Consider the following 25,669-nt stretch of genomic DNA (forward strand, 5'->3'; position numbering starts at 1 on the left):
AATTGCCGGGAGTTGTCTTCGCCTTTTGTCGAATCCCCCTGTTTCTGTGATGTCTTCATCAGCAGAATTGAAGATTTTCGGCGGGTTTCTGGGCACATTTCACTTTTCAAAGCGAACGATGCACGGTAAAAGAGAACCGCTCTACAACTTGTGACAGAGGAGGCTCAGATGAATATTTGGTTTGTGATGATGCGCCTCCCGGCCATGACCCCATGGCTATGATCCAGGCGCTTTAACGCGCATTTTCGCGAGTTTCCCCTTTTCGATTCATTACGCGGCCGGTATGGCCTCGTTCTTTTATCGCCCGGCCACCATATCTCTGCGATCCCTTGAGATGCAGAAGCGGTGCCGAAGGGTCGAGTTTGGAGCAATTTCATGTTTGGCTGGTTCGAACAGCGATTAAATCCCTTTCCGAGCGAAGTGCCCGACGTTCCGCCGCGGGGTCTCTTCGCCTTCTGCTGGCACTATACCAAGCCGGCCGCACCCTGGCTGATCGCCATGGCCGTTCTCACCATGCTCATTGCCATCGGCGAAGTGGCGCTGTTCCAGTTCCTGGGCGCCATCGTGGATTGGCTGACGCACGCGGACAAGGCGACGTTCCTGCAGACGCAGTGGCAGAGGCTCTTCTGGATGGGCGCGATGGTGCTGGTCGGCCTGCCGCTGGCGGCCGTGCTCGATTCCATCATCATGCATCAGGTGCTGCTCGGCAATTATCCGATGATCGCCCGCTGGCAGATGCATCGCTTCCTGCTGCGCCACAGCATGACCTTCTTCGCCAACGAGTTCGCCGGCCGCGTCGCGACCAAGGTGATGCAGACCTCGCTTGCCGTGCGCGAAGCGGTGATGAAGATCCTCGACGTCTTCGTCTATGTCGTCACCTATTTCCTGTCGATGATCCTGGTCATCGCGGCTGCTGACTGGCGGCTGATGCTGCCGATCCTGGCGTGGCTGGGGATCTATATCGGCATCGTCAGCTATTTCGTGCCGCGACTGCGCAAGATCGCCGCCGCTCAGGCGGATGCACGCTCGACTATGACGGGTCGGGTGGTCGACAGCTATACGAACATCGCGACGGTGAAGCTGTTTTCGCATGCAGGCCGTGAAGAGGGCTATGCCAAGGCCGGTATGAGCGAATTCCTGGACACCGTCTACGGGCAAATGCGCAAGGTGACGCTGTTCTACATCGCAGTCTACGTCAACAACTGCGTGGCGTTGTTCGTCATCTCGGCGCTGTCGATCTGGTTCTGGCTGAGCGGTTCGATCTCGGTCGGCGCCATCGCCATCGCCATCGGCCTTGCCATGCGCGTCAACGGCATGTCGCAATGGATCATGTGGGAAGTCTCGGCGCTGTTCGAGAATATCGGCACGATCTATGACGGCATCGAGATGCTGACGAAGCCGCATGATATCGTCGACGTACCGGCGGCACCGGCGATCACGGCCAAGCAGGGCGCGATCCACTTCGATCACGTCCGCTTCCACTACGGCAAGGCCAAGGGTGTCATCGAGAACCTGACCTTCGACATCAAAGCCGGCGAGAAGGTCGGTCTGGTCGGCCGCTCCGGCGCCGGCAAGACGACGCTGATGAACCTGATGCTTCGCTTCTACGATCTCGAAAGCGGACGCATCACCATCGATGGCCAGGATATCGCCAAGGTGACGCAGGACAGCCTGCGCTCACTGATCGGCGTGGTGACGCAGGATACATCCCTGCTGCACCGCTCGATCCGCGACAACATTGCCTATGGTCATCCGGAAGCGACCGATGCCGACGTGATCCAGGCGGCCAAGCGCGCCAACGCCTGGGAGTTCATCGAAGGGCTCGCCGACATGCAGGGTCGCAGGGGGCTCGACGCTCAGGTCGGCGAGCGCGGCGTCAAGCTCTCCGGCGGCCAGCGGCAGCGCATCGCGATTGCACGCGTCTTCCTGAAGGACGCGCCGATCCTGGTGCTGGACGAGGCGACCTCGGCGCTCGATTCCGAAGTGGAAGCGGCGATCCAGGAAAACCTCTTCGCGCTGATGCAGGGCAAGACGGTGATCGCCATCGCCCACCGGCTGTCGACATTGACAGAAATGGACCGCCTCATCGTCCTCGACAAGGGCCGCATCATCGAGACGGGTACCCATCACGATCTGGTCCAAACTGGCGGCATCTACGCCGACCTCTGGAACCGGCAGTCCGGCGGGTTCCTCGCCGACCACGAAGAGGCCGAGGCGGCGGCGGAATGAAAAAGGGGGCGGGTTTCGGGCTCGCCCTTTTTGTTTTGGCTAACCTATCATGAGGGTCAGTGTTTTGTCTGATCTTCGGATCGTTAGCTACAAAACGACCGATAGAGCGCCGACGATATTAAACATCGTGCCGTCTGACCGTTAATTCAAAACCCAGTGATTGCATAACCGCGAGAACCGACTTCAGTGTCGGGTTGCCGTCCGATGCGAAGGAGCGATAGAGCGCTTCCCGCGCCATGCCAATCTCTTACGCTATTCCAGTTATGCCTTTTGCACGTGCGACGACGCCGAGCGCATGGGCGATGTATCCCGCATCACCGCTTTCAAAGGCGTCTTTCATGAATTCATCGACGGCGGGGTTAAATTCGTCCGAATTTTTGGCGAGTATTTTCGCCTGTTCGATATCTCTGGCTTGGCTGCTCTTATCGCCACCGCACAGGAGGATAATGATCTCTCCGCCGCGTTGAACAAAATAGACTCGGTAGCCCGGTCCATAGTGGATACGCATTTCATTCACACCCTCGCCGTCCGGTTTGATATCGCCGCAAGACCAAATGCTGAACGGGAAAGTCGCGCAGCAATCGCCGCGCGAGCGCGCTCATCCCGAAGCCGTCGTTCCCAGCGCTGATAAGTCATCGTCTGAAGTATGCGAAGCATGGAGCGTCCGTAATTTATGAATCGCAATGGTATGAGCATCAAGCTGAAATAGGCATGGTTCCGGCTCGATGATGATTTGCACTGCAGCTTCCAATTGTGGAACATCACGAAAATATAACCCTTCGCGACCGCAACTTTCCTTTGCACCCCAGGTAAAACTTCCTATATCGCGGGGATGCTGATCCGCTCCGTCTACCGCCTGTTCGAAACCTGGATTGATCCCTATTACCGCACCGGCGATCTTCGCCCGCCGCGATCACTTTGGGCTTTCATCTGGTACTATGTCGGTCAGGCGAAAGGCCCATTTCTGGCGATGGCGGTGCTTGGCGGCGCCGTCGCGATGCTGGAAGCGGCGCTGTTCTGGTTCGTGGGGCATCTGGTCGACATACTGGACAAAGTGCGGCCGGGGGCGGGCTGGGCCGGATTGCTTTCCGGCCATGGCGGCGCGCTGCTCGGCATGGTTTTCGTCGTGCTGGTCGTCCGCTTCGTGGTGGTGAGCCTCGGGGCGCTGGTCGAGGAGCAGGTGGTCGTACCCGGCTTTCTCAATCTCGTGCGCTGGCAGGCCTATATGCATGTCGCGCGCCAGTCGGTGAGCTTCTTCCAGAATGATTTCTCCGGCCGGATCGTTACCAAGGTCTGGTCGGCGGGGCAGTCGACGGGCGATCTTGTCGTGTCGCTGTTACAGGTGGTCTGGTTCATCATTATCTATGCCGCCTCGACCATAGCGCTGGTCGGCGGGCTCGATTGGCGCCTCGCGCTGGTGATCGCGGTCTGGATCGGCATCTTCTCGATGCTTGCTCGCTATTTCGTGCCGCGTATCCGGCGCCATGCGCGCAACGCCGCCGAGGCGTCGTCGATGTTGAACGGCCGCATGGTCGATGCCTACGCCAATATCCAGACGCTGAAACTCTTCGGTCGAGAAGAGCAGAACGACGACTACATCCGCAATGGCTTCGATCGCTTCCAGGCCGCCGTCATGCCGTTCACGCGGCTTCTGACTGGCGTGCGTTCGTCGCTGGCGCTGTTGTCCGGCGTGATGATCACGACGATCGCGGCACTTGCCATCCATCTCTGGCTCGCCGGTGAGATTTCGACCGGCGGCGTTGCCTTCACGCTCAGCATGGTATTGCGGCTCAACATGTTGTTCGGTCGCATGATGGCGCAGTTCAATGCAATCATGCGCAATCTCGGCACGATCCAGAATTCCGCCGAGATGATCTCCGAGCCGATCGGCCTGGTGGACCAGCCGGGCGCCAGGGATCTGCAAATCGTCAGTCCGGATATTCGTTTCGAGCATGTGGCCTTCCACTACGGCCGCGGCCGCGGTGTCATTGACGATTTTTCGTTGACCGTCCGTGCCGGCGAGAAGATCGGCATCGTTGGCCGTTCAGGTGCCGGCAAGACGACGCTGGTCAATCTGCTGCTGCGCTTCTACGATCTCGAAGGCGGCCGCATCCTGATCGATGGACAGGATATCGCCGCGGTCCGCCAGGAGTCGCTGCGGAGCGAGATCGGCATGGTGACGCAGGACACAGCGCTGCTCAATCGTTCCATCCGCGACAACATCCTTTTTGGTCGCCCGAAGGCGAGTGAGGAGCAGATGACACAGGCGACACGGCGGGCGGAAGCGGATCAGTTCATCATGACGCTGGAGGATCAGAAGGGCCGCAAGGGCTATGCCGCCCACGTTGGGGAGCGCGGCGTCAAATTGTCTGGCGGCCAGCGCCAACGTATCGCCATCGCCCGCGTCATGCTGAAGGATGCACCGATCTTGGTGCTGGATGAGGCAACCTCGGCGCTGGATTCAGAGGTCGAGGCGGCGCTGCAGTCCAATCTGGAATCGTTGATGGAAGGCAAGACCGTACTTGCAATCGCGCATCGGCTGTCGACCATCGCCAAGCTTGACCGCCTGATCGTCATCGACAAGGGCAGGATCATCGAAGACGGCACCCATGACGAGCTGGTTGTCCGCGGCGGCCTCTACTCCGAGCTATGGGCGCGCCAGTCCGGCGGCTTCATCGCAGCCGAGTAGCGCCGCCACCGAAAATACCCGGCGGCGCTCCGCCAAGCTCGTGCAAATTCAAAGAGCTATTTTGAAACGCTGAATTCCGTCACCAAGCCAAAATGGTTTGAACCCATGGCATCCGGTATCTGCCGGACGGACTCCAGCCGCAGTGGCGCGCGCGCGAAAACATGGTCGATGGCGATGCCGTAGGCGCCTCCCTTGATCGGCCAGGTGGCGGGTTCCGGGAAGACGTGGCGCAGACCGGTGTCGCCAAGGAAGTCTCTCATGTCGGGTATAATGACCGATGCATTGAAATCCCCGGCAAGGATCAGTGGCCCTTGAATATCTTTCAGGATCGGGGCGAGGATGTTCAACTCGACTGTGTGGAACTCGTCGAAATAGGGTTTGCTGAGGTGAGCCGAGACAAAATTGACCGTCTGGCCATCCATATCGATGGTCGCGTGAATGAAGCGGTTGTCCCAAAGGCTGCCGAGGCTATGCATGTCCTGCGTCAGGAGCGGACGTTTCGACAGCAGCAGCGAATCGCAATCGGTCGTCATGACGCCGCAGCCGATACGATACGGATAGATATCGGCTATTCGCTTCAGCTCCGGTTGAATCGAGCGCGCCTCGAAGATCTCCACGACATCGGCCTTCGAGCCGACGATGAGATCGGCGATGCGCACGCCGTTTTCGGAAGTGTTATCGTCGTCGATGTTGAACGAGAGCAGCTTAAAGCTCTTGCTGGCACCGGCGGCTGCCGGCGGATGTACCGGAGGGACGGCGGCGTACTCGCGCAGCATTACAACGGAATGAACTGCAAGCCCGACACCGACAGCCAGCAGGAAAACCGCATACCAATGCCGCTTGAAAAGCAACGCGAGCAGGGCGAGCGCGATCCCGAAAAGGCTGATGTGGGTCTGAAGGCTCTCGAAGAAGCCCAGCAGCCAGAGATCCGTTGCATAACGTGCCGTGAGGATGGCCAGCGCCAGCGTGGCAAGGACGCATAGAACGCAATAGATCGTATGTCTCATAATTGTGTCCTCAGCCATATTTGTGCTGGCCGCCAAGAGCGGCGGAGGCGCCATAAAAGGCCATAAGCTGTTCCTAAAATCCACTCGGATATAAGGAGTAGGAAGTAGAGCTTATTATAGATCATCGGTCGGCGTGTGGCCGATTATGTTGCAATGCAGCATTGAAATCACTGTTTATTTTGCTCCGCAATGGAAAAATCTATTGTGCGAATCTCACGATTTTTCATGTGCTTACGGCGGTTTGACTGACGTCGGAGATTTTAAGCTCGGTACTCGCAGCCAAATAGCGCTCTTTTCCCGCGACATTGTGCCCACACCCCTTGCCAAGACTGGACATAATTTGCGATCAAGCTTAGAACGCGGCGGGTTACGGAGGAATCTATGGCGGAATTATGGTCGCGTTGATTCGCCGGCATTGAGGGGGTACCGCAGCGTCAAGCTGTGGGTTTTGCGGAAGAGGATGGTCCAGCGTTGAGCGAGCATATAACAACCGGTGAAACCACGGGCGAGCCGACTCGCCGAGATTTCCTTTATCTGACGACGGGCATGGCTGGCGCAGTAGGCGCAGTCGCTTTCGCCTGGCCGTTTATCGACCAGATGCGGCCGGATGCCTCGACGCTCGCTCTTGCTTCCATCGAAGTCGATGTATCGAGCCTGGAACCCGGCATGTCGATGACGGTGAAGTGGCGTGGCAGGCCGGTCTTCATCCGCAACCGTACGCAGAAGGAAATCGACGATGCGAAGGGTGCGCAGATCTCCGATCTGAAGGACCCGATCGCCCGCAATGCCAATTTGCCGGCAGATGCGCAAGCGACCGATGTGGCGCGTTCGGCCGGTGATGGGAAGGAGAACTGGCTGGTTATGATCGGCGTCTGCACCCATCTCGGTTGCATACCGCTCGGTCAGGCGGGGGAATATGGCGGTTGGTTCTGTCCCTGCCATGGTTCAGTCTATGACACCGCTGGTCGCATCCGCCATGGGCCAGCGCCGCAGAACCTCGCTATTCCGGTATATGCGTTTACCGCAGAAAAGAAAATCAAGGTCGGTTGAGGGGGAGCTGAATCATGAGTGGTCATTCGTCTTACGAGCCATCTACGGGGCTCGAAAAATGGGTCGACGCGCGGCTGCCGCTGCCGCGTATGGTCTATGACAGTTTCATCGCCTATCCGGTCCCGCGCAATCTGAACTATGCCTACACGTTCGGGGCCATGCTGGCCGTCATGCTCGTTCTGCAGATTCTGACCGGCGTCGTTCTTGCCATGCACTATGCAGCGGAAACGACGATCGCCTTCAACTCCGTCGAAAAGATCGTTCGCGACGTCAACCACGGTTGGCTGCTGCGCTATCTGCACGCCAACGGCGCGTCCTTCTTCTTCGTGGCGGTCTATCTCCACATCGCCCGCGGTCTTTATTATGGCTCCTACAAGGCGCCGCGTGAAATCCTCTGGATTCTCGGCGTGATCATCTATCTGCTGATGATGGCGACGGCCTTCATGGGTTACGTTCTGCCCTGGGGTCAGATGTCCTTCTGGGGCGCTACCGTTATCACCGGCTTCTTCTCGGCCTTTCCCTGGGTCGGTGATTGGATCCAGACCTTTCTGCTCGGCGGCTTCGCTGTCGACAATCCGACGCTGAACCGCTTCTTCTCGCTGCACTACCTGCTGCCGTTCATGATCGCGGGCGTTGTTGTCCTGCATATCTGGGCGCTGCATGTCACCGGCCAGACAAACCCGACCGGCGTTGAAGTCAAGTCCAAGACCGATACCGTGGCCTTCACACCCTATGCAACGCTGAAGGACGCGCTTGGCGTTTCCGTCTTCCTGCTGGTATTCGCCTATTTCGTCTTCTATCTGCCGAACTTCCTCGGCCATGCGGACAACTACATTCCGGCCAATCCGCTGAAGACCCCGGCCCATATCGTTCCGGAATGGTACTTCCTGCCGTTCTACGCGATGCTGCGTTCGATCACTTTCAACATCGGTCCGATCGACTCCAAATTGGGCGGCGTTTTGACGATGTTCGGCGCCATCATCGTGCTGTTCTTCCTGCCCTGGCTCGATACCTCCAAGATTCGCTCGGCGGTCTATCGTCCGTGGTACAAGCTGTTCTTCTGGCTGTTCGTCGCCGATGCCATCCTGCTTGGCTGGCTTGGCTCGCAGCCGGCGGAAGGCAACTTCGTCGTGATCTCGCAGTTCGCGACGCTGTTCTACTTCCTGTTCTTCCTTGTCGCCATGCCGGTCCTTGGCCTGGTCGAAACACCAAGGCGCATTCCGAATTCGATTACGGAGGCGGTTCTTGAAAAGCAGAGCGGCAAAGCGGCCGCTCCGGTTGAAGCGTAACCGGCGATAGAGGAAGAGAACAATGAAAAAGCTTGTTGCCGGCCTTCTGTCGATCGCACTCATCGGCGGCTTCGCCACGGTTGCCGCCGTCGCTCAGGAGACCAAGCCCGCCGCGGAAGCAGCGACGCCGCATTATCCGCTCAAGGAGCCGAGGGAGCAGCACTGGACCTTCTCCGGCCCCTTCGGTTCCTACGATAAAGCGCAGCTTCAGCGCGGTTTGAAGGTCTATACGGAAGTCTGTTCCGCTTGCCATTCCATGAAGCTGGTTCCTTTCCGTACGTTAGGAGATCTCGGCTACTCGGACGCCCAGGTCAAAACCTTCGCGGCGAATTACGAAGTGCAGGACGGTCCAAACGCCCAGGGCGAGATGTTTACCCGCAAGGCGCTTCCATCCGACCACTTCCCGTCGCCGTTCCCGAATGACGAAGCGGCAGCCGTCGCAAACAATGGCGCCGTGCCGCCGGACATGTCGCTGCTTGCCAAGGCGCGCGAAATCGAACGTGGTTTCCCGCAGTTCATCTTCGATATCTTCACCCAGTATCAGGAAGGCGGCCCGGACTATATCTACTCGCTGCTGACGGGCTACGAAGAGCCTCCGGCTGGCTTCCAGGTGCCGCAGAACTCGCACTACAATCCGTATTTCAGTGCGGCTGCGACCTTCGCCATGCCGAAGCCGCTCTCCGACGGCCAGGTCACCTATGACGACGGTTCGCCGCAGACGGTCGATCAATATGCGCGGGACGTCGCCTCGTTCCTGATGTGGGCCTCGGAGCCGCATCTCGAAGACCGCAAGCACCTTGGCTTCATGGTCATGGTATTTTTGCTGATTTTCACGACGTTGATCTATCTGACCAAACGCTCGGTATACGCCAAGGCCGGCGCTCACTAAGCCGCTCAGGCATGCAATCAGACAAAAAGGCGGCCCGTTGCGGTCGCCTTTTTTGTTGGTATCGGGCACGGGTCTTGATAGGGTGCGTCGGCCTTATCATAGCCTGAGAGCACATATCTACATGCACACTATTGCTTCGGAGCTTGCTGCCAGCATCCGCTCCATTCCGGACTATCCCAAGCCTGGCATCATCTTCCGTGACATCACCACGATGCTCGGCAATGCCAAGGCATTCCGCCGTGCAGTCGACGCGCTGGTGCAGCCCTATGCCGGCACCAAGATCGACAAGGTCGCCGGCATGGAAGCACGTGGTTTCATTCTCGGCGGCGCCGTAGCGCATCAGTTGTCGTCCGGTTTCGTGCCGATCCGCAAGAAGGGCAAGCTGCCGCACGACATCGTGCGCATCGCCTACAGCCTTGAATACGGCGTCGACGAGATGGAGATGCACCGCGACGCGGTAAATCCCGGCGAGAAGGTGATCCTGGTCGACGATCTCATCGCCACTGGCGGCACCGCCGTCGGGGCTACACAGTTGTTGCGCCAGATCGGCGCCGAGATCGTTGCCGCCTGCTTCGTCATCGACCTTCCGGATTTGGGCGGCCGCAAGAAGCTCGAAGCGCTCGATGTGCCGGTTCACACCCTGGTGGAATTTTCCGGGCATTGAAGATCTCGCCCGCAGAGGGCGAGACACGCATTTGCTCCGCCTTTCGCAAGCTTCTGGCTTCGTGAAGCTGTCAGTCAAACTCCAGCACGGTGCTCTCGAACCGCAACACCGCCGTGCCGTGCTGGTTGGTTCCGTCGCAGAGGATGGTGTTGAGCGTCCAGCCCGGGCGTGAATTCAGCGGGCGGCTGGCAAGCAAGGTGACGCCATAGGTTACGGTGTCGCCGGCAAAGACCGGGCGCAGCCACTGCAGCTTCTGGAAGCCGGGCGAGGGGCCGAGATTTGGCGGTTTTCCGCCTTCGTCGCGAATGCGGGTGGTTTCGCCCCTCCAATAGTCGACGAAGGTGCGCATCCAGACCGCGCAGCTATGCCAGCCTGACGCGCAAAGGCCGCCGAACAATGTGTGCTTGGCCGCTTCCGCGTCCATGTGGAAAATCTGCGGATCGAAGCGTGAGGCGAAACGGACGATGTTTTCGGCCGTGAACGTGTGGCTGCCGATCTCGGCCCGTTCGCCGATCGGGTAAAGCTCAGTCATCTTCATGCGGACGCCTCCACGGGCAAGCGCATACGGATCATGATCGAATTCTCGCCGAGACAAACGAGCTGGCCACGCTGGTTTTCAACTTCGTGGCGGAACCTCACGATGCCGATTCCGGGGCGGGAGCGCATGGCGCGGGATTCGAGCACGATCGAGCGGCCGGACAGCGTATCGCCTGCCAGAACCGGCTTTTTCCAGTCCATGAAATCAATGCCCGGTGCGCCTTCGGCTTTCGTGTTGAGTAGATAGCTGTCAGTCATCATGCGCATGAACATTGCCGAGGTGTGCCAACCGGAAGCGGCAAGCCCACCCAGAATGCTTGCGCGGCCGGCAGCTTCGTCAAGATGCATCGGTTGCGGATCGAACTCGCGCGCAAATTCGATGATCTCTTCCGCCGTCACATGTTTCGGTCCGAGCGGAAACACTTGCCCCGGCTGAAAATCCTCATATGTCAGTTTTGCCATATCCGTCACCGGCCTCTTCATTCGGTTTGTGCGCAATCGCATGCCGGGCGGCAATGGCGCAAGCGTTTTCATGGCCGTCGCGCGAAAGAGCCGCGGCGAACGCGTGCCGAGGCTTAGCAGCCCTTGATTGTAGACCGACGATGTGATGAGGCTTGGTAACATCGTCACCATGCAGGGATAGACATGAGCGATCTCAAGACTGTGCTGGAAGGCGCTGCCGGCGAGGGGATCATTTCCTCCGATCAGGCTAACCGGCTTTTGCCTTATCTGGCCGAACGAAATATCGGCATCAACGCGACGGTCGTCAGAAACGATCTTTCGCAACCTCGCGAGGACGGTCTGGCGAACCCGCTGGAGGATAGCGAAGCGCCACGTTTCATCCGCGGCTTTCATGACGTGCTGATCACCATCGGCATCGTCGTCCTGCTCGTCGGCCTGTGGGGGCTCACCGGCTATTACGGGCCGCTGCCGGCCATCATCATCCTGGCCGAAATCCTGGTCCGCCGCCAGCGTCTGGCGCTTCCCGCCGTCGTCCTGACGATCTCGCTGGTCTATTGGATATTCTGGGTGACGGCGATGCATCTCGGCACCGCGGATACCGTCGGCTCGAGCCTGATGAGCCATTGGATCACCATGGCCTTGCCGTTCCCGCCGCTGCTTGCGCTATATCATTGGCGCTATCGTGTGCCGCTGTCGCTGGCGATGCTCATCTTCTCGCTATTCACTCTGCTGCTTGCCGGCGTCTTCTATCTGATCGGCCTTGCCACCGGCACATCGAACGTTGTGCTGGATTATCCGCTGCCGGCGTTCGTCATCATGTTTGCGGCCGCACTCGGGGTATTTGCCGTGGCGATGCGCTTCGATCTTAGCGATCCCGACCGCAGGACACGTCGCTCGGATGTGGCCTTCTGGCTGCATCTCGCCACAGCGCCTGCGCTGCTCTACACGGCGATCCTGCTGGCATTTCAGATTGAAGCAGGCAACAGCGGCACATTCTTGTTTGCCGGCGTGGAGCATAGTGGCTATACGCAGGCGCTGACGATCGTCGCCATTGTGGTGATCATGATGCTGGTGGGCCTGATCATCGACAGACGCGCTTTCGTGACCGCGGGTCTGATGTCGCTCGGTATCGCGATTGGCGCTATTCTGCGACAGAACAATGCCGGCCTAGACAAGGTCAGCTTCATCGTGCTGATGATCGTCGGCTTGATCGTGCTGGTGATCGGCGTTGGCTGGCCGCACCTGCGCCGTACTGTCGTGCGGCTGCTGCCGGCATCCGTCCAGGGAAGACTGCCGGCGCTCAGGTGAGGCCGGCAATCCCGTCATGTCTTACGTGTTGAAGCGGAAATGGATGACGTCGCCGTCCTGGACGACATATTCCTTGCCTTCGTCGCGCGCCTTGCCGGCTTCCTTGGCGCCTGTTTCGCCGTTGTAGGCGATGTAGTCGTCATAGGCGATGGTGTTGGCACGGATGAAGCCGCGTTCAAAGTCGGAATGGATGACGCCGGCCGCCTGCGGAGCCTTGGTGCCCTGTTCAATCGTCCAGGCGCGCGTTTCCTTCGGCCCGACGGTGAAATAGGTGATGAGGTGCAGCAGCTTGTAGCCGGCACGGATCAGCCGGTCGAGCCCGGCTTCGTCGAGGCCGAGAGCGGCGAGGAATTCCTTGGATTCCTCATCTGGCAACTGCGCCACTTCCGCTTCGATGGCGGCGGAAATGATCACCACTTCAGAATTCTGCTCCTTGGCCATGGCAGCGACGGCGGCTGTATGTTCATTGCCGGTCGCGGCGTCGGCTTCGGCGACGTTGCAAACGTAGAGGACCGGATGCGAGGTCAGAAGGTTCAGGCCCTTGAGGATGCGGGTTTCCTCGGCATCGAGCTTCGACAGCAGGGTGCGCACCGGCTTGCCTTCGTTCAGCAACTGGAGTGAGGCTTCCATGATGGGCAACATCGCCATGGACTCCTTGTCCTTGCCCGTGGCGCGCTTGCGCGTCTGCTCGGTGCGGCGCTCCAAGCTCTCGAGGTCAGCGAGCATCAGCTCGGTTTCGATCGTCTCGGCGTCGGCCACTGGATTGATGCGGCCTTCGACGTGGGTGATGTCGCTGTCTTCGAAGCAGCGCAGCACGTGCACGATGGCGTCGACCTCGCGAATATTGGCAAGGAACTGGTTGCCCAGGCCTTCGCCCTTCGAGGCGCCGCGAACGAGGCCGGCGATGTCGACGAAGGAAATGCGCGTGGGGATCAGTTCCTTCGATTTGGCGACGTCGGCAAGCTTGCGCATGCGCGGATCGGGCACGGCGACTTCACCCGTGTTCGGCTCGATCGTGCAGAACGGATAATTAGCCGCCTGCGCCGCCGCCGTCTTGGTCAGCGCGTTGAACAGAGTGGACTTGCCGACATTCGGCAACCCGACGATACCGCATTTGAAACCCATGGCACCTTGTCCATATCTTGAAAAACTTTGTTGTGCGTATGGGGGAAGGGTCGTTGCGGGTCAAGCCTTGCGCGGAGGATGCGCCGATTTTCTATTGGGGGAGAGCGCCGCGACGACACCGGTGATTGTGATGGCGTCATGATCTCTGCTGGTGTGTGAGAAGCTGCTCCTCACGGTCGATTGATCTGATGGCCGTTCCGAAAACGTTGTTTTCCTTGAATGGTTGGTTGCGGTGCAGTATAAATTGGCTATCAGCCACAAATCTGTTTTCCCTGTCATCAACGGTGAGTCCGATGAGTGACAATGATGTTGTCCTAAAACCGAAGACCACAACGAAGCCGAAGCTTGACCGGCCGAAGCTTTACAAGATCATTCTCGTCAATGACGATTACACGCCGCGCGAATTCGTCATCATGGTATTGAAGGCCGTCTTCCGTATGAGCGAGGAAACCGGCTATCGCGTCATGATGACGGCGCATAAGCTCGGCACCTGCGTGGTCATGGTCTGCGCCAGGGATATTGCCGAGACCAAAGCGCAGGAAGCCATCGATCTGGCGAAGAGTGCCGGCTTTCCGCTGATGTTTACCACCGAACCGGAAGAATAGGCTCGGGCGGGGAAATCAGCCTGCGGCGGGGCGCCGGATCTGGAATCCGGTCTTGTCCTGTGAAAAGCCGCAATTGGCGTAGAAGCGCAGCGTCGCCGGCTCCTTGGAGCCCGTGAGCAGCATCACCTTGTAGCAATTCTGCTTCCAAGCCGTCGCGACGGCTGCCTCGATCAGCGCCCGTGCATAGCCGCGCTGGCGATGATCGACATGGGTGACGACGTTTTCGATCAGAGCATAGGAAGCGCCACGACGCGTCAGGTTGGGGACGACGACCAGGGTAACCGAGGAGATGGCGATGTCGCCTTCGAAGGCGGCGAAGATTGTCATGCCGGGATGGGCTGAGATCGCCGCAAAGCGATCCCTCGCAAGCTGGGGATCCATATCGGGATCGTCATGGTTGAGATGGCGGTAGAGCGCCAGCAGCGTAGGCAGGTCACCGGCTGCGACCGGGCGGATCACAATATCTGCGGCCCCGTCTGTTGCTGCCTCTGCCACTCAATCGTCCTTCTTGCCGAACATTCTCTTCAGCATCTCGGCCATCGGGCCACTTTCTGGCATCCGTTGCTGGTTATGATTGCGAGCCTGATGGATATGCGACTTGGCCACGGCTTTCTTTTCCGGCTTTGGCGTCTCTTCTTCCACCTTGCCGCCGAGGGCAAGCGCGATCTTGTTCATGAGCTGCGAGTCTTCGCCGCGCGCCAGCATGTCGGCATTGTCGGCGAGTGCGTCGAGCAGCGGCTCCAGCCAGCTTTGGTCGGCTTTGGCAAAGTCGCCGAGCACATGATTATGCACGAGTTCCTTGACGCCGGGATGACCGATGCCGAGACGCAGCCGGCGATATTCCCGGCCGCAATGGGCGTCGATCGACTTGATGCCGTTATGGCCGTTATGGCCGCCGCCGGTTTTCAGCCGCGCCTTGCCGGCAGGCAGGTCGAGCTCGTCATAGATCACGACAAGATCGGACGGCTCGAGCTTGTAGAAACGCATGGCCTCGCCGACGGATTCGCCGGAAAGGTTCATGAAGGTCTGCGGCTTGATCAGCAGAACTTTCTGGCCGCCGAGCTCGCCTTCCGCGATCTCTGCCCTGAATTTTTTTGACCAGGGCGAGAAGCTACGGCGACGATGGATGGCGTCCACGGCCATGAAGCCGATATTATGGCGGTTGCTCTGATATTTGGCGCCGGGATTGCCGAGACCCGCGATAAGAAGCATTGCGCTTCACCCCTTGGAAAATGCCGATGTCCTTCACGACAGCGAATTGACGGCAAAGTCAAGGCGGCAATCTCGTCAGTTAGCGAGGTGCAGGCCGTACTTCAGGAATATCTGCTTTTGCGTGCCGTCGGCGATCAGGCGATTGAGCGCGGCTTGCATCTTCTTCAGGAGATCGTCCGGAAAATCCTTCTGGCAGGCAATACCCATCGGCTGTTCGGAGAGAACGCCCACCTCTTGCACTGCAATGCGATCCTTCTCCAGCTTGTCGAAATAGATTTCGGAAATGGGCATCAGATCGATGCGGTCACTCATCAGCTTCTTTAGCGTAGCCTTGAAGTCGCTGCCGATATCGATCCGCGTAAAGTTGGCCTGTCGCAACGTCGTCTCGGTATAATCGTCCCGCCATGTGCCGACGAGATAGTTCCGGGCTTCATCGACTGTGGTGGCTGTGACGTTGGATCCGGTATGCTTGATCAGGATGTTGCGATCGACCAGCAGCGGCAGGACCCATTTGAACAGCTTGTCGCGCGCGTCGTTATGGGCGGTCGCAAAGACACAGGTCATCGGCGTCGTCTGCGCCTGGGTATAGGCTCGCACCCAAGGCATCACGTCTATCGAATAGTCGACGCCGATATCGCTCATTATCTTCTCCACCTGCTCGACGGTCGCGCCGGCGGGGGTCTTGCCGTCACGATAATTGAAGGGTGGATATTCTTCGGTGGTAAAATGGACCGTTTCGGCTTGGGCTATCGAGAAAAGACTGAGAGAAGACAGGCTGAAAAATACCGGGAGCAGCAGTTTTCGCATGTGTTTTCTCGCCTCGCTATGATGCCTGCGCCACAGGGCTGATGTAATCAACTCGCGGTCCAGTGAGCATCTTCATGAGATCGTTCGGATGTTGCGGGCGATGGAACAAGTAGCCCTGGCCGTAATCGAGACCCATGGCGCGCAGGGTTGCGCACTCTTCCTCAGTCTCGATGCCTTCCGCGATCACGGTGCAGTTCATCTTGTGCGACAGCGTCGTGATGCTTTCGACCAGCATGCGGCTCTTGGCACTAACATCGGAGGCGGTATCGTCGATCGCGCGGATGAAGGATTGGTCGATCTTGATGATGTCGACAGGGAAGCGGTTGATATAACTCAGGGACGAATAGCCGGTGCCGAAGTCGTCGAGCGCGATGCGGCAGCCGTAGCGGCAGATCTCGTTGATGACCGTACGCGTCTCCGGATTGTCGTCCATCAGCACGGCCTCGGTGATCTCGACGACGATCCGTTCCGGGCGGATATCGTGGCGGGAAAGCAGCGCGGCGATGCGCATCGGCAGTCCGGACTCGAACTGCAGCGGCGAAAAATTGATGGCGAGGTAGGTGTTCTGCATGCCGTCGAGGCGTGAGAGACGGGCGAAGTGGGAGATCGCCTTTTCCATGATGCGGTTGCCAATGCGCACGATCGAACCGGTCTCCTCGGCGACGTCGATGATCCTGGCCGGCGGCAGGATGCCTTTCTGCGGATGATGCAGTCGCATCAGCGCCTCGAAGCCGGCGATGGAGCGATCATCGATATTGACGATCGGCTGCAGGTGGGCTTCGAACCAGTCATCGCTCAATCCACCTTCGATATAGCTCTCCAGCTCGGCGCGACGGCGGGAATCGTCCAGCATGCTGTTGTCGAAGATCTGCGCACCGTTCTTGCCGTCGCGCTTCTTGGCGTACATCGCGATGTCGGATTTTAGAAGCAACTCTGCGGCGTTCGCGGCATGGCGCGGGTAAACGGCGATGCCGATGCTCGCACTAAGGCGGGCGTCGCCGACAAACGGCGTCTCGAAGAGTTCGGCGATACGCGCCGCCATGTCGAACGCCCGTTTCTCGGCGTCTTCGGCAAGCAGAAGGATGGCGAATTCGTCGCCGCCGAGGCGGGCAGCGATGTCGCCGGGCGCCAATCGTGCCTGCATGCGCGAAACAAGTTCGCGCAGCGCCGCGTCACCCGCAGCATGGCCCATATTGTCGTTGATCCATTTGAAGCGGTCGAGATCGACGAACAGGCAGGCAAGCTCGCGCTTGCGCAGGTCTGCCTCGTTGATCTTGGCGTCGAGCGCTGTCTCGAATCCCTGACGGTTCAGCAGCCCGGTAAGGTGGTCGGTGATCGCCTGGCGCAGGTTGCGGTCTTCGGATTGCTTGAGATCGGTCACATCGGTCATGACCGAGAGCGACAGGCCATCCTGGATCGCAGTCGTCTCGAGGATCAGCACGTCCATGACCCGGTCATTCCAGCAAAGGAATTTTACGGTGACGTCGAGACGGGCGGCGCTGTCCAGACGGCTGCGCTTGCGTTCGGTGTAAATCTCGCGCGATTCCGGCAGGACCAGGCTTGCGAACTTGCGTCCAACCACGTCGGCGCGGGCGTAGCCCGTGGCGGCCAGCCAATAATCGCTGACGGCTGCGATGCAATCGTCCTTGTCGAGCGAGAACAGCATTGCGGGCGTCAGATTGTAGGTGTCGGTGGCGCGGCGGTGCGCAAGCTTCAGTTCGGTTTCCTCGCGCTCCAGCTTGCTCTGCATGTCGTTGAAGCTGCTGGCGAGGCGTCCCATTTCGTCGTTCGACTGCCAATCGACGTGATGACGGGAGCCGAGCCGCCGTGTTGCTTCGATGGCATGGGTCAGCCGCATCAACGGCTGGATGACGAAGATGCGGTTACCGATGAGGGCAGCGCCGAAGACAGTCAATACGGCGAAGATGAAGATCAAGGTGAAGACGATTTCCTCACTCTTCAAGCCGTCGAAGAGGCCAAGCGCCGGGTAGTAGACGGTAATGGTGCCGAGATTTTTCGCGCCGTCCACGCCGTTGTAGATGATCGGTCGGGCAATGGACTCCAGTTGACCCTTATAGGATTTCGGGATGGTCGATTGAGTAACATCGAGCTGGCCGGAGAGGTCGCGGACATTGACCTTGACGATTGCGCCCTCTGCGACCGTCGTTGCGCTGATCTGGGTGACGCTGTCCTCGTCGAGGTCCCATAGGGGCTTGGCCAGCGCCTGGGCGTTTGCGACGAGCAGGACGGAGATGTGATCTTTGATTTCCTTTTCAGCGCGCTCGGACGACAGGAAAAGGAACAATACGAAGAGCGGCGCGACGAAAATCAGCAGCGCACCGCAGACGATCGCGAAAAACCTGTTTTCGACGGAATGGCTCATAGTTCCGCTTTACTCCCCAGTCGCAGACCGGCTGATCTTGGGGTTGGCCGTTCTCTACAACTCTTTGGCGTAAACTTTCATAAATGTGTTAAATGTTGCTGAAACCATGGGGTTAACGGATTAAAATACCGCTGCAATTTCACGAATTGTTAGATATTTTACTACCTTTATTAGAATCTTGACACAAAAAACCCGCCATCCCCGAAGGGGAGGCGGGTCTGAATGCGTCGCAATGAAGATGCCGATTAAGCGCCGGCTTCTTCTTCGCCTGCTGCTTCTTCCTCTGCAAGACCGGCAGCCGGAGCGGCGATCGTTGCGATCGTGAAGTCGCGGTCGGTGATGACCGGGGCCACATCCTTCGGCAGGGTGATATCCGAGATATGGATGCTGGCGCCAGCCTTGTGACCGGCCAGGTCAACCGTGAAGAATTCCGGGATCGCATCGGCCGGGCAGTGGACTTCGATTTCGTGGCGAACGATGTTCAGCACGCCGCCAGCCTTGAGGCCCGGGGACTGTTCGTGATTGACGAAGTGAACCGGGATTTCGACGGTCACCTGAGTATTGCCGGAGACGCGCAGGAAATCGACATGGACCGTGAAGTCACGGACCGGATCGAGCTGGTAGTCCTTCGGCAGAACCTTGATCTTCTTGCCGTCGACGTCGATCGTCGCGATCGTGGTGAGGAAACCACCGGCATGGATACGCTTCGTCACCTCATTGGTGTTGAGAGCGATCGAAATGGGGGCCTGCTTGTCACCATAGATGACAGCGGGAATGAAACCGTTGCGGCGAAGTTCACGGGCGGACCCCTTACCAACCCGTTCGCGCGCCTCGGCCTTGAGCTCGTAGCTTTCGTGGCTCATGGCTATTCCTTTCGAGGTTATTTGGAGAGTTCATCCGTTCATGGGAACCGGGTGAACTGGAGGAGGGCAAGCCCTGCCTCATCTGCGTTGCCTCCAAGGGTGTCTACGCGGACGCGTGGCGTATAATACAAAGAGGCCGATGGCGCAAGCATCTCCGGAGAAAGCGCATCTGTGATGACACTGCAACTCGTGGTGAAGGCCGATGAGGCTATTTCTATCAATGGCTTGACATATACCGTCGGCCTCTTCAACAGTCGACTCCAATCGATTAGCGTGCAAGGAGAGATCGGGTATGCGCCCCAAGGCTATCGCCGCCGCAGTTTTTTTCATCGGTCTCGCTGGCGTTTCGCAGGCGGCCGACGTCAATGAGCAGGGCGCCAGGGAGCTGCGCAACATCCTGACGCATTCGCTCTCGCACGATCTCGCCCGCAGCGGTTTCGTCGCGGTCAAGCCCGCCAGCGAACAATATGAGATCACCTACGATCTCGCGAAATTCTTCGACAAGATCAATTCCTCCGCATTTTCCATTACCGGCCTGAAGCCGCTAACATTGTTCGCACGGCCGGTCGACCAAGGCAGGTGGCATCTCAACGGCGACAATAGCCTCGACATTTCGGTTCATTCGCCCGCGTCTGACGCCACCTATTCAGTTGCATCCAGCTCGCTCGACGGCATTTTCGATCCGACGATCGAGATGATGCGGTCAGTGGAGATGAAGAACACTGGCATCAAGTTCTCCAGCATCGGCAACGGCAAAAATAGCGGGCACAAGATAGATGCCACCATCGATAGCGCGTCGTTCACCCATGCGGTGACGGACAGCACCGAAGCCGGCAAAGTGGACCTGCAATCGCAGGGCACGCTGCAGCGCCCCAATGAACAAGTCACGGCGGCAGCGCCCGGCGTCCCACCTGTCAACCTGAGCGCCGACAGCGTCGATGTCAAAGTGACCGCGACGAGCTTGCCTGTGAAGGAGTTGCGTGAACTCGTCCGCTTCTTCGTTCAGCACGTCAAGGCAAAACAGTTGTCGGAGAGCGGCAGCGAGAAGTTCGAGGAGCTGGTGCACCGTGCCTTGCCTGTGTTTGGTTCGTTCAATGAGTCAGTGACGCTGAACAACGCGCTGGTGGCGACTGACAAGGGCAAGGTCGGCGTCAAGACACTGGACTACAATTTCAAGATGGATGGTCTGACCAAGGCCTCCAACATCAATTTCGGCCTGCGGGCGGAGCATTTCACGCCCGACGCCGACCTCATTCCGCAAGCCTACGCGGCCTTCCTGCCGGAGACGCTCGATGTGCAGCTCGGGATTCCCAACGTCAATTTCGATGGTCTAATTGACACGGTTCTGGAAGCAGTGACGTCACGAGCCACCCCCGTCTCCGGCGAAGCATTGAAGCGCATCATGTTTCCGAGCGGCTATGGGACCCTCGAAATCCCGAGGATCAGCGCGGCTTCCGGTGTCTATGACGTTGAGGTTTCCGGCGAGTTGAAGGGCTCCACGAGACACCATCCAAGCTACTCGCTGCAGGCGACGATCCTTGCCCGCGATTTCGACAAGACGATCGCGGCCATTCAGGATGCCGCAAAGACCGAACAGCGACTGAACAGCGTTTCCTTCAGCCTGATGGCAGCCAAAGGCTTTGCCAAGACCGATCCGGATGGTCGGCTGCGCTGGGATGTCACAATGGATGAAAACCGGACCGTTACGGTGAACGGGCAGGTGATGAAGGGGCTTTGACGCCTCGTCCGGGCTTGCCGCGGGTGCAGGTTGTGGCGTCATCATTCAATTGAGAATCGCGTTTAGGGTTTCCCGTTTTCAAATTGTTTTTCCTAGCATCATTGGGGGAGTGAATTATGCGTTTCAAGGCAGTTGCCACCGCGGCGGTTTTCGCCGCCGGTCTGGCTGGCGCCGCGCAGGCGGCCGACGTCAACGAGCAGGGGGCCAAGGACCTGCTTGCCAATCTGACGCATTTCCTGCCCGACGATCTCGTCAAGAGCGGGTTCATTACGGTGGATCCGGCGAGCGGTCACTACGAGGTGACCTATGACCTGCAGAAACTCTTCGACAAGCTGAACATCACCGGTTTCGACATCACCGGGCTCAAGCCGCTCATCGCTCTGGCGACGCCGCAGGATAACGGGCTGTGGAATATCGAGGGCAAGAATGCGATCGACGTAACCGCTCGTTCGAAGCCCGGCAGTGGCCCCGATGCCGAGTTCCGCTATGCGCTTGCATCCTCCAGTTTCACGGGCGTCTTCGACCCTGCGCTCCACTATCTCCGCTCGATGGATGTGAAGGGCAGCGGCATCACGCTCGCCACCAAGACCACCGACAATGGCGTAGAGAAGAACGACATCACGATCGACGGTGTCGGCTATACGCTCTCTTCGTCCAGCGGTGGCGAGCCGGACAGGCTCGACATGCAGATGAACGGTGGCCTGCAATCTCTCCAGGACAAGATCTCCTCCGATACCGAGCCGTTTGGAGAGTTCAAAATCGGCGCGATCGATTTCAAGGCCAATGCGACCAAGTTGCCGCTGAAGGCGCTGAATGAAATTCTGCGCTTCATCTCCGATCATAAAGATACGAAGACCCTCTCTGATAGCGAAACCGCGGCGCTCAAGGCATTGCTGCAAAACGCGATGCCGCTGGCCGGCTCTTTTGAAGAGTCGATCTCCGCCAAGGATATTTCCGTGACGACACCGCTCGGCGACGGCGGACTACAGCAGCTGGGCTACTCGTTCAAAGTAGCCGGGCCGACCAATGCGATGAATGCCGATTTCGGTATGAGTGCTGAAAAGCTGACCGTGGCCTCAGGTGTCGTGCCCGAGGATTATGTCGCCTTCATTCCCGATGCGGCCGAATTGCAGATGCAGATACCGAATCTGAATTTTACCGCCCTGATGGATGTTCTGCAGCAGGCCGATTTCAACAATCCTGAGGGAACGCCAGCTATGGATGACAAGTTGCAGCGGGCCATGTTCCCGGACGGAACGATGACGATCAATTTCCCGAAAATCAGCGCGATTTCGGGCCTTTACGACATCGAAGCTTCCGGCAGCATGCGTGGCTGGTTGAACGAGAAGGACCGTGCGACCGTGAAGATGACGGTGCTTGCCCGCGATCTCGATAAGACCATCGCTGCCGTTCAGGATGCTGCAAAGAGGGACGCCGACCTCAATCAATTGTCCTTCGGCCTGATGATGGCCAAGGGATTCGCCAAGACCGATCCGGATGGGCGCTCGCGTTGGGACGTCAGCGTCGCCGACGACCAGTCCGTGACAATCAACGGACAAGTCATCAAATAAGTCGACCGAATTTCAGAATGCAATCATGTTTGTCCTGAAGCCGCTGGCCCAACGCTCGATTTCGCTTCTATGGGCCGGTCAGGTTTTGGCGGCGACCGGATCTGAGTTCTATATGGTCGCCGTCGTCTGGATAGCGGCGGATTTCATCGGCAGCGACGCGGGCTACGTTTCCGCGTTGCAATCGGGGATGCTTCTCTTCGGCAGCCTGTTCGGTGGCATCCTAACCGATCGCTGGCGACACAGCACGACGATGATCTCGGCCGACGTCCTGCGAGCGCTTTTACTACTGGTGCTGTCCGTCGCCGGTCTCATGCATTTCATGAGCCTGCCGTTGCTGATGGTACTCGCCGGATGCATTGCCTTGCTGACCTCCACCTTCGATCCGTCGTTGCAGGCGACGCTTCCGACCATTGCGATCGATCCCGATGTTCGTCACGCGACCAACGGACTGTTCGACGCGACGAGGCGCATGGCTCGTATCCTCGGACCGAGCATGATTGCTTTGGTCAACGGTTTTCTGCCGAAATCGCAGTTTTTCACGGTGACGGCGGCGACATTCCTGCTTTCTGCCCTGGCGGTCTGGATGGCTGTCGCCAGGTTCCCGTCTGCGCCTCGGCGTCGCGAATACTCCGGGATGGCCGCGGTGGTCGACGGTGTGTTGGGTGGATGGCGAATGGCGCGTGGCCATGCCGCCATACTCTATGGCCTGTTCACGAACCTGATGGGGAACGTCGCTTGGGCGATAGGCATTTTGCTCGGGATGATCCTGCACCTGCGCGAAACCAGCGCCGATCCCTTGACGGATTACAGCCTGATGATGACAGCCTATGGCGTCGGCAACCTGACGACCAACCTCATCCTCAGCAACATAAGACCGCGCAGACCGGTCGTTTGGATCATCGCTGCAAAGCTGATTTTCGGCGCCGGCGTCTTCTTGCTGCCGCTGGTGCATGATCGCCTATGGCTGATGACCATCGCGTGTCTCGCCGCAATCAACGGTCCCTTTGAGAACCTTGCGATGCTATATCTGATGCAGACGCGCAGCGAACCCCATCGTCTGGCGCAGATCTACCGATTGCTGATGTGTGCGATCTTCTTAGGCCTTTTCCTCGCCTATCTCATGTCGCCCAGCCTGTTTGCCTGGTTCGGCATCGGCCCGTCGATCATGGGCGCCGGTGCGGCCGTCTTTGCCTCGGGGCTCATCGGAATAGGGCTGCTTGCCTGGAGGCAAAGCCATCCGGTCGGCGCGAAGCCTGCGTGAGAAGAGCCGGCTGGTGTTCAGTCGAACAGGCTCGAAACCGATTCTTCCTGGCTGGTACGGTTGATGGCTTCGCCGATCAGGCTGGCGGTGCTGATGACACGGATGTTGGGCGCCGATTGCACGGCCGTGGTCGGTTGAATGGAATCGGTGATCACCAGTTCCTTCAGCTGCGAGTTTGCCACGCGAGTCACGGCGCCGCCGGAGAGAACGCCGTGGGTGATATAGGCGGTGACGCTTGCCGCGCCTCGTGCAAGTAGGGCATCGGCGGCGTTGCAGAGCGTGCCGCCGGAATCAACGATATCGTCGATCAAGATGCAATCCTTGCCGGTCACTTCGCCGATGATGTTCATCACTTCGGACTCACCGGGGCGCTCACGGCGCTTATCCACGATCGCCAACAGACAGTCGAGGCGTTTGGCCAGCGCTCGGGCGCGCACGACACCACCGACATCAGGGGAGACGACCATGACGTTGCCGATATCGTAATTCGCCTTGATATCGCGGGTCAGGATCGGCAGCGCGTAGAGATTGTCGGTGGGGATATCAAAGAAGCCTTGGATCTGGCCGGCATGCAGGTCGAGCGTAAGAACGCGGTCGGCACCGGCCTCGGTGATCAGATTGGCCACCAGCTTGGCCGAGATCGGCGTGCGCCCGGAGGCGCGGCGATCCTGACGGGCATAGCCGAAATAGGGAAGAACGGCCGTGATACGCCGCGCCGAGGAGCGGCGCATCGCGTCGATCATGATCAACAGTTCCATGAGATGGTCGTTGGTCGGGAACGAGGTCGGCTGGACGACGAATACGTCCTCGCCACGCACGTTTTCCTGGATTTCAACGAAGATTTCCTGGTCCGCGAAACGCCTGACACTGGCCTTGCCCAAGGGAACGTTGAGATAATTGCAGATCGCTTCGGCAAGATGCCGGTTCGAATTGCCTGCGAAAACCTTCATTGTGGCCCGCCTGTTACCAACCTGATAGCCGCGCTTTTAACCGCCTCGCTCTCGAATGCAAGGGGCTAGAGTGCGATAGCTTTCATATTTCTGCAAAGCTTGTGGCTATCCACGGCGAGAGTCGCGCCAGGCGTTGAATTCCGACATGGTTTCGGTGGCGATTTTCTGCATGACGGACGGCGGGACGGCGGCCCAGGGATCACCGCGCTTCAGCGGCGCGCTTTCCGATCCTTGGATTCGGTGCAAGCGGGCACCGCTGTTGTCGAGGACGTCCCAGACATAGGTGACGGAAACCTGAGGTCCGTCCTCGAAGGCGGAGAGATAACCCTTCAGGATATAGCCGGCGCTGGAATCGCCGGAACTCTTGATCGTCAGGCCGAGCGCGCGGGCTTCGGCGCCGAGCTGACGCGACAGCGGTGTAACGGCCTGAACCGGTGCGCCGATGATCGGCAGGAAACGGACGCTGTTTTTCTCCGCGGCCGCCGCTGGGGGAAGGGAAGCTTGCTGTTGTACCGGCTGCTGCTGATCCTCTGTCGCTTGTTGCTGTTGCCGCGGCGGATCGTCGGCGAGGCGGCGGTCTGCCTCGCGCTGTTCGTCGGAGTCCGAGGTTTGCGCATCCTGCGATCGAATGGAGGCAGTCCTGGAATCGTCGAGCGGGCGGGAGGCGTAGGGGTTGCGGCCGCTGCTTTTGAGAGCAGCCGCCTGATCGTCGAGCGAGCCACCACCGCCATAGCTCTGGGGCTGGTAACCCTGCTGCTGATAGCCTTGCCGCTGGTAGCCGTAGCTGTCCTGCGCGGTTTCATAGTTCTGCTGGCGCTGCGGCGTGGCGGCCATGCGCTCCACATCACGTTGAGTGACGGGACTGGAGCCGGCATCGCCGATGCTTTCGGGTGGTGTCAGGGCGTCCGTCGTGTTGCAGGCGGCGAGCGCAAAGCAGCAGCCAACGGAAATCAACGTTGTCCTGACCAGTCCCATTTGCGCGATCCTTTCCTTCGACGGTCTCCCCGTTCAGGATCGCTATTTTACGCTG

Annotated in this window: 24 protein-coding genes; 11 read left to right on the top strand and 13 right to left on the bottom strand. The window is 58.9% G+C overall.

The window, feature by feature from the left end; genetic code table 11:
* Window positions 1-375 precede the first annotated feature (375 nt).
* Complete coding sequence (locus tag PY649_RS00370; RefSeq protein WP_285866096.1) at window positions 376-2,229, top strand: ABC transporter ATP-binding protein; 1,854 nt, start codon at window positions 376-378, stop codon at window positions 2,227-2,229.
* Window positions 2,230-2,347: 118 nt separating this feature from the next.
* On the opposite strand, the gene PY649_RS35025 is transcribed toward PY649_RS00370, so the two are convergent.
* Entirely contained in the window at window positions 2,348-2,467 is a 120-nt protein-coding gene (locus tag PY649_RS35025) for a helix-turn-helix domain-containing transcriptional regulator (protein WP_349644399.1), read from the bottom strand.
* A gap of 9 nt (window positions 2,468-2,476) precedes the next feature.
* Complete coding sequence (locus tag PY649_RS35140; RefSeq protein ID WP_432761314.1) at window positions 2,477-2,737, bottom strand: type II toxin-antitoxin system RelE/ParE family toxin; 261 nt, start codon at window positions 2,735-2,737, stop codon at window positions 2,477-2,479.
* Between the two features lie 324 nt (window positions 2,738-3,061).
* On the opposite strand from PY649_RS35140, the gene PY649_RS00385 reads away from it, so the two are divergent.
* Complete coding sequence (locus PY649_RS00385) at window positions 3,062-4,918, top strand: ABC transporter ATP-binding protein (RefSeq protein ID WP_285866097.1); 1,857 nt, start codon at window positions 3,062-3,064, stop codon at window positions 4,916-4,918.
* A gap of 56 nt (window positions 4,919-4,974) precedes the next feature.
* On the opposite strand, the gene PY649_RS00390 is transcribed toward PY649_RS00385, so the two are convergent.
* A complete protein-coding gene (locus PY649_RS00390) occupies window positions 4,975-5,925 on the bottom strand; it encodes an endonuclease/exonuclease/phosphatase family protein (RefSeq protein WP_285866098.1) in 951 nt (316 codons plus the stop codon).
* Between the two features lie 471 nt (window positions 5,926-6,396).
* On the opposite strand from PY649_RS00390, the gene petA reads away from it, so the two are divergent.
* From petA to PY649_RS00410, 4 genes are all read left to right on the top strand, one after another.
* Window positions 6,397-6,975 carry a ubiquinol-cytochrome c reductase iron-sulfur subunit gene (petA, locus tag PY649_RS00395; protein WP_285866099.1) on the top strand — a complete coding sequence of 193 codons (579 nt, stop codon included), beginning with the start codon at window positions 6,397-6,399 and terminating at the stop codon, window positions 6,973-6,975.
* Window positions 6,976-6,989: 14 nt separating this feature from the next.
* Window positions 6,990-8,264 carry a cytochrome b gene (locus PY649_RS00400; protein ID WP_285866101.1) on the top strand — a complete coding sequence of 425 codons (1,275 nt, stop codon included), beginning with the start codon at window positions 6,990-6,992 and terminating at the stop codon, window positions 8,262-8,264.
* 22 nt (window positions 8,265-8,286) lie between these two features.
* Entirely contained in the window at window positions 8,287-9,153 is an 867-nt protein-coding gene (locus tag PY649_RS00405) for a cytochrome c1 (RefSeq protein ID WP_285866102.1), read from the top strand.
* A 121-nt stretch (window positions 9,154-9,274) separates the two neighbouring features.
* Entirely contained in the window at window positions 9,275-9,817 is a 543-nt protein-coding gene (locus PY649_RS00410) for an adenine phosphoribosyltransferase (protein ID WP_285866103.1), read from the top strand.
* Window positions 9,818-9,887: 70 nt separating this feature from the next.
* Here PY649_RS00410 and PY649_RS00415 read toward each other — a convergent pair whose 3' ends face one another.
* Both PY649_RS00415 and PY649_RS00420 read right to left on the bottom strand, forming a co-directional pair.
* Window positions 9,888-10,355 (bottom strand): MaoC family dehydratase, encoded by a 468-nt coding sequence (locus PY649_RS00415; protein ID WP_285866104.1) that lies wholly within the window; start codon window positions 10,353-10,355, stop codon window positions 9,888-9,890.
* Window positions 10,352-10,816, bottom strand: coding sequence for a MaoC family dehydratase (locus PY649_RS00420; protein WP_285866105.1), 465 nt, complete (start codon window positions 10,814-10,816; stop codon window positions 10,352-10,354). The genes PY649_RS00415 and PY649_RS00420 overlap by 4 nt, the downstream gene beginning before the upstream one ends.
* 183 nt (window positions 10,817-10,999) lie before the next feature.
* Between PY649_RS00420 and PY649_RS00425 the strand changes: the two genes are divergently transcribed.
* The gene (locus PY649_RS00425) at window positions 11,000-12,124 is read left to right on the top strand and encodes a DUF2339 domain-containing protein (RefSeq protein ID WP_285866106.1); all 1,125 of its coding nucleotides are present in this window, start codon (window positions 11,000-11,002) and stop codon (window positions 12,122-12,124) included.
* Window positions 12,125-12,145: 21 nt separating this feature from the next.
* Here PY649_RS00425 and ychF read toward each other — a convergent pair whose 3' ends face one another.
* Window positions 12,146-13,249 (bottom strand): redox-regulated ATPase YchF, encoded by a 1,104-nt coding sequence (gene ychF / locus PY649_RS00430; protein WP_285866107.1) that lies wholly within the window; start codon window positions 13,247-13,249, stop codon window positions 12,146-12,148.
* A gap of 293 nt (window positions 13,250-13,542) precedes the next feature.
* Here ychF and clpS point away from each other — a divergent pair, with 293 nt between their 5' ends.
* Window positions 13,543-13,854, top strand: coding sequence for an ATP-dependent Clp protease adapter ClpS (gene clpS, locus PY649_RS00435; RefSeq protein ID WP_285866108.1), 312 nt, complete (start codon window positions 13,543-13,545; stop codon window positions 13,852-13,854).
* A 15-nt stretch (window positions 13,855-13,869) separates the two neighbouring features.
* Here clpS and PY649_RS00440 read toward each other — a convergent pair whose 3' ends face one another.
* From PY649_RS00440 to PY649_RS00460, 5 genes are all read right to left on the bottom strand, one after another.
* Window positions 13,870-14,349 carry a GNAT family N-acetyltransferase gene (locus PY649_RS00440; protein ID WP_285866109.1) on the bottom strand — a complete coding sequence of 160 codons (480 nt, stop codon included), beginning with the start codon at window positions 14,347-14,349 and terminating at the stop codon, window positions 13,870-13,872.
* Entirely contained in the window at window positions 14,350-15,066 is a 717-nt protein-coding gene (pth, locus tag PY649_RS00445; protein WP_285866110.1) for an aminoacyl-tRNA hydrolase, read from the bottom strand. It lies immediately after the preceding gene.
* Window positions 15,067-15,141: 75 nt separating this feature from the next.
* The gene (locus tag PY649_RS00450) at window positions 15,142-15,873 is read right to left on the bottom strand and encodes a substrate-binding periplasmic protein (RefSeq protein ID WP_285866111.1); all 732 of its coding nucleotides are present in this window, start codon (window positions 15,871-15,873) and stop codon (window positions 15,142-15,144) included.
* A 16-nt stretch (window positions 15,874-15,889) separates the two neighbouring features.
* The gene (locus PY649_RS00455; RefSeq protein ID WP_285866112.1) at window positions 15,890-18,256 is read right to left on the bottom strand and encodes an EAL domain-containing protein; all 2,367 of its coding nucleotides are present in this window, start codon (window positions 18,254-18,256) and stop codon (window positions 15,890-15,892) included.
* 245 nt (window positions 18,257-18,501) lie between these two features.
* Complete coding sequence (locus PY649_RS00460) at window positions 18,502-19,119, bottom strand: 50S ribosomal protein L25/general stress protein Ctc (protein ID WP_285866113.1); 618 nt, start codon at window positions 19,117-19,119, stop codon at window positions 18,502-18,504.
* Window positions 19,120-19,411: 292 nt separating this feature from the next.
* Between PY649_RS00460 and PY649_RS00465 the strand changes: the two genes are divergently transcribed.
* The 3 genes from PY649_RS00465 (at window position 19,412) to PY649_RS00475 (ending at window position 23,689) form a co-directional block, all read left to right on the top strand.
* Entirely contained in the window at window positions 19,412-20,857 is a 1,446-nt protein-coding gene (locus PY649_RS00465; protein ID WP_285866114.1) for a hypothetical protein, read from the top strand.
* Between the two features lie 116 nt (window positions 20,858-20,973).
* On the top strand, window positions 20,974-22,428 hold the full coding sequence (locus PY649_RS00470; RefSeq protein WP_285866115.1) for a hypothetical protein: 1,455 nt from the start codon (window positions 20,974-20,976) through the stop codon (window positions 22,426-22,428).
* Window positions 22,429-22,453: 25 nt separating this feature from the next.
* A complete protein-coding gene (locus PY649_RS00475) occupies window positions 22,454-23,689 on the top strand; it encodes an MFS transporter (protein WP_285866116.1) in 1,236 nt (411 codons plus the stop codon).
* Between the two features lie 17 nt (window positions 23,690-23,706).
* On the opposite strand, the gene PY649_RS00480 is transcribed toward PY649_RS00475, so the two are convergent.
* Window positions 23,707-24,639, bottom strand: a complete 933-nt coding sequence (locus PY649_RS00480; protein WP_285866117.1) for a ribose-phosphate pyrophosphokinase — start codon at window positions 24,637-24,639, stop codon at window positions 23,707-23,709.
* A gap of 105 nt (window positions 24,640-24,744) precedes the next feature.
* Entirely contained in the window at window positions 24,745-25,614 is an 870-nt protein-coding gene (locus PY649_RS00485; RefSeq protein WP_285866118.1) for a hypothetical protein, read from the bottom strand.
* Window positions 25,615-25,669 lie beyond the last annotated feature (55 nt).

This window comes from Rhizobium mayense (assembly GCF_030272705.1).
GTDB classification, from domain to species: Bacteria; Pseudomonadota; Alphaproteobacteria; order Rhizobiales; family Rhizobiaceae; genus Rhizobium; species Rhizobium mayense.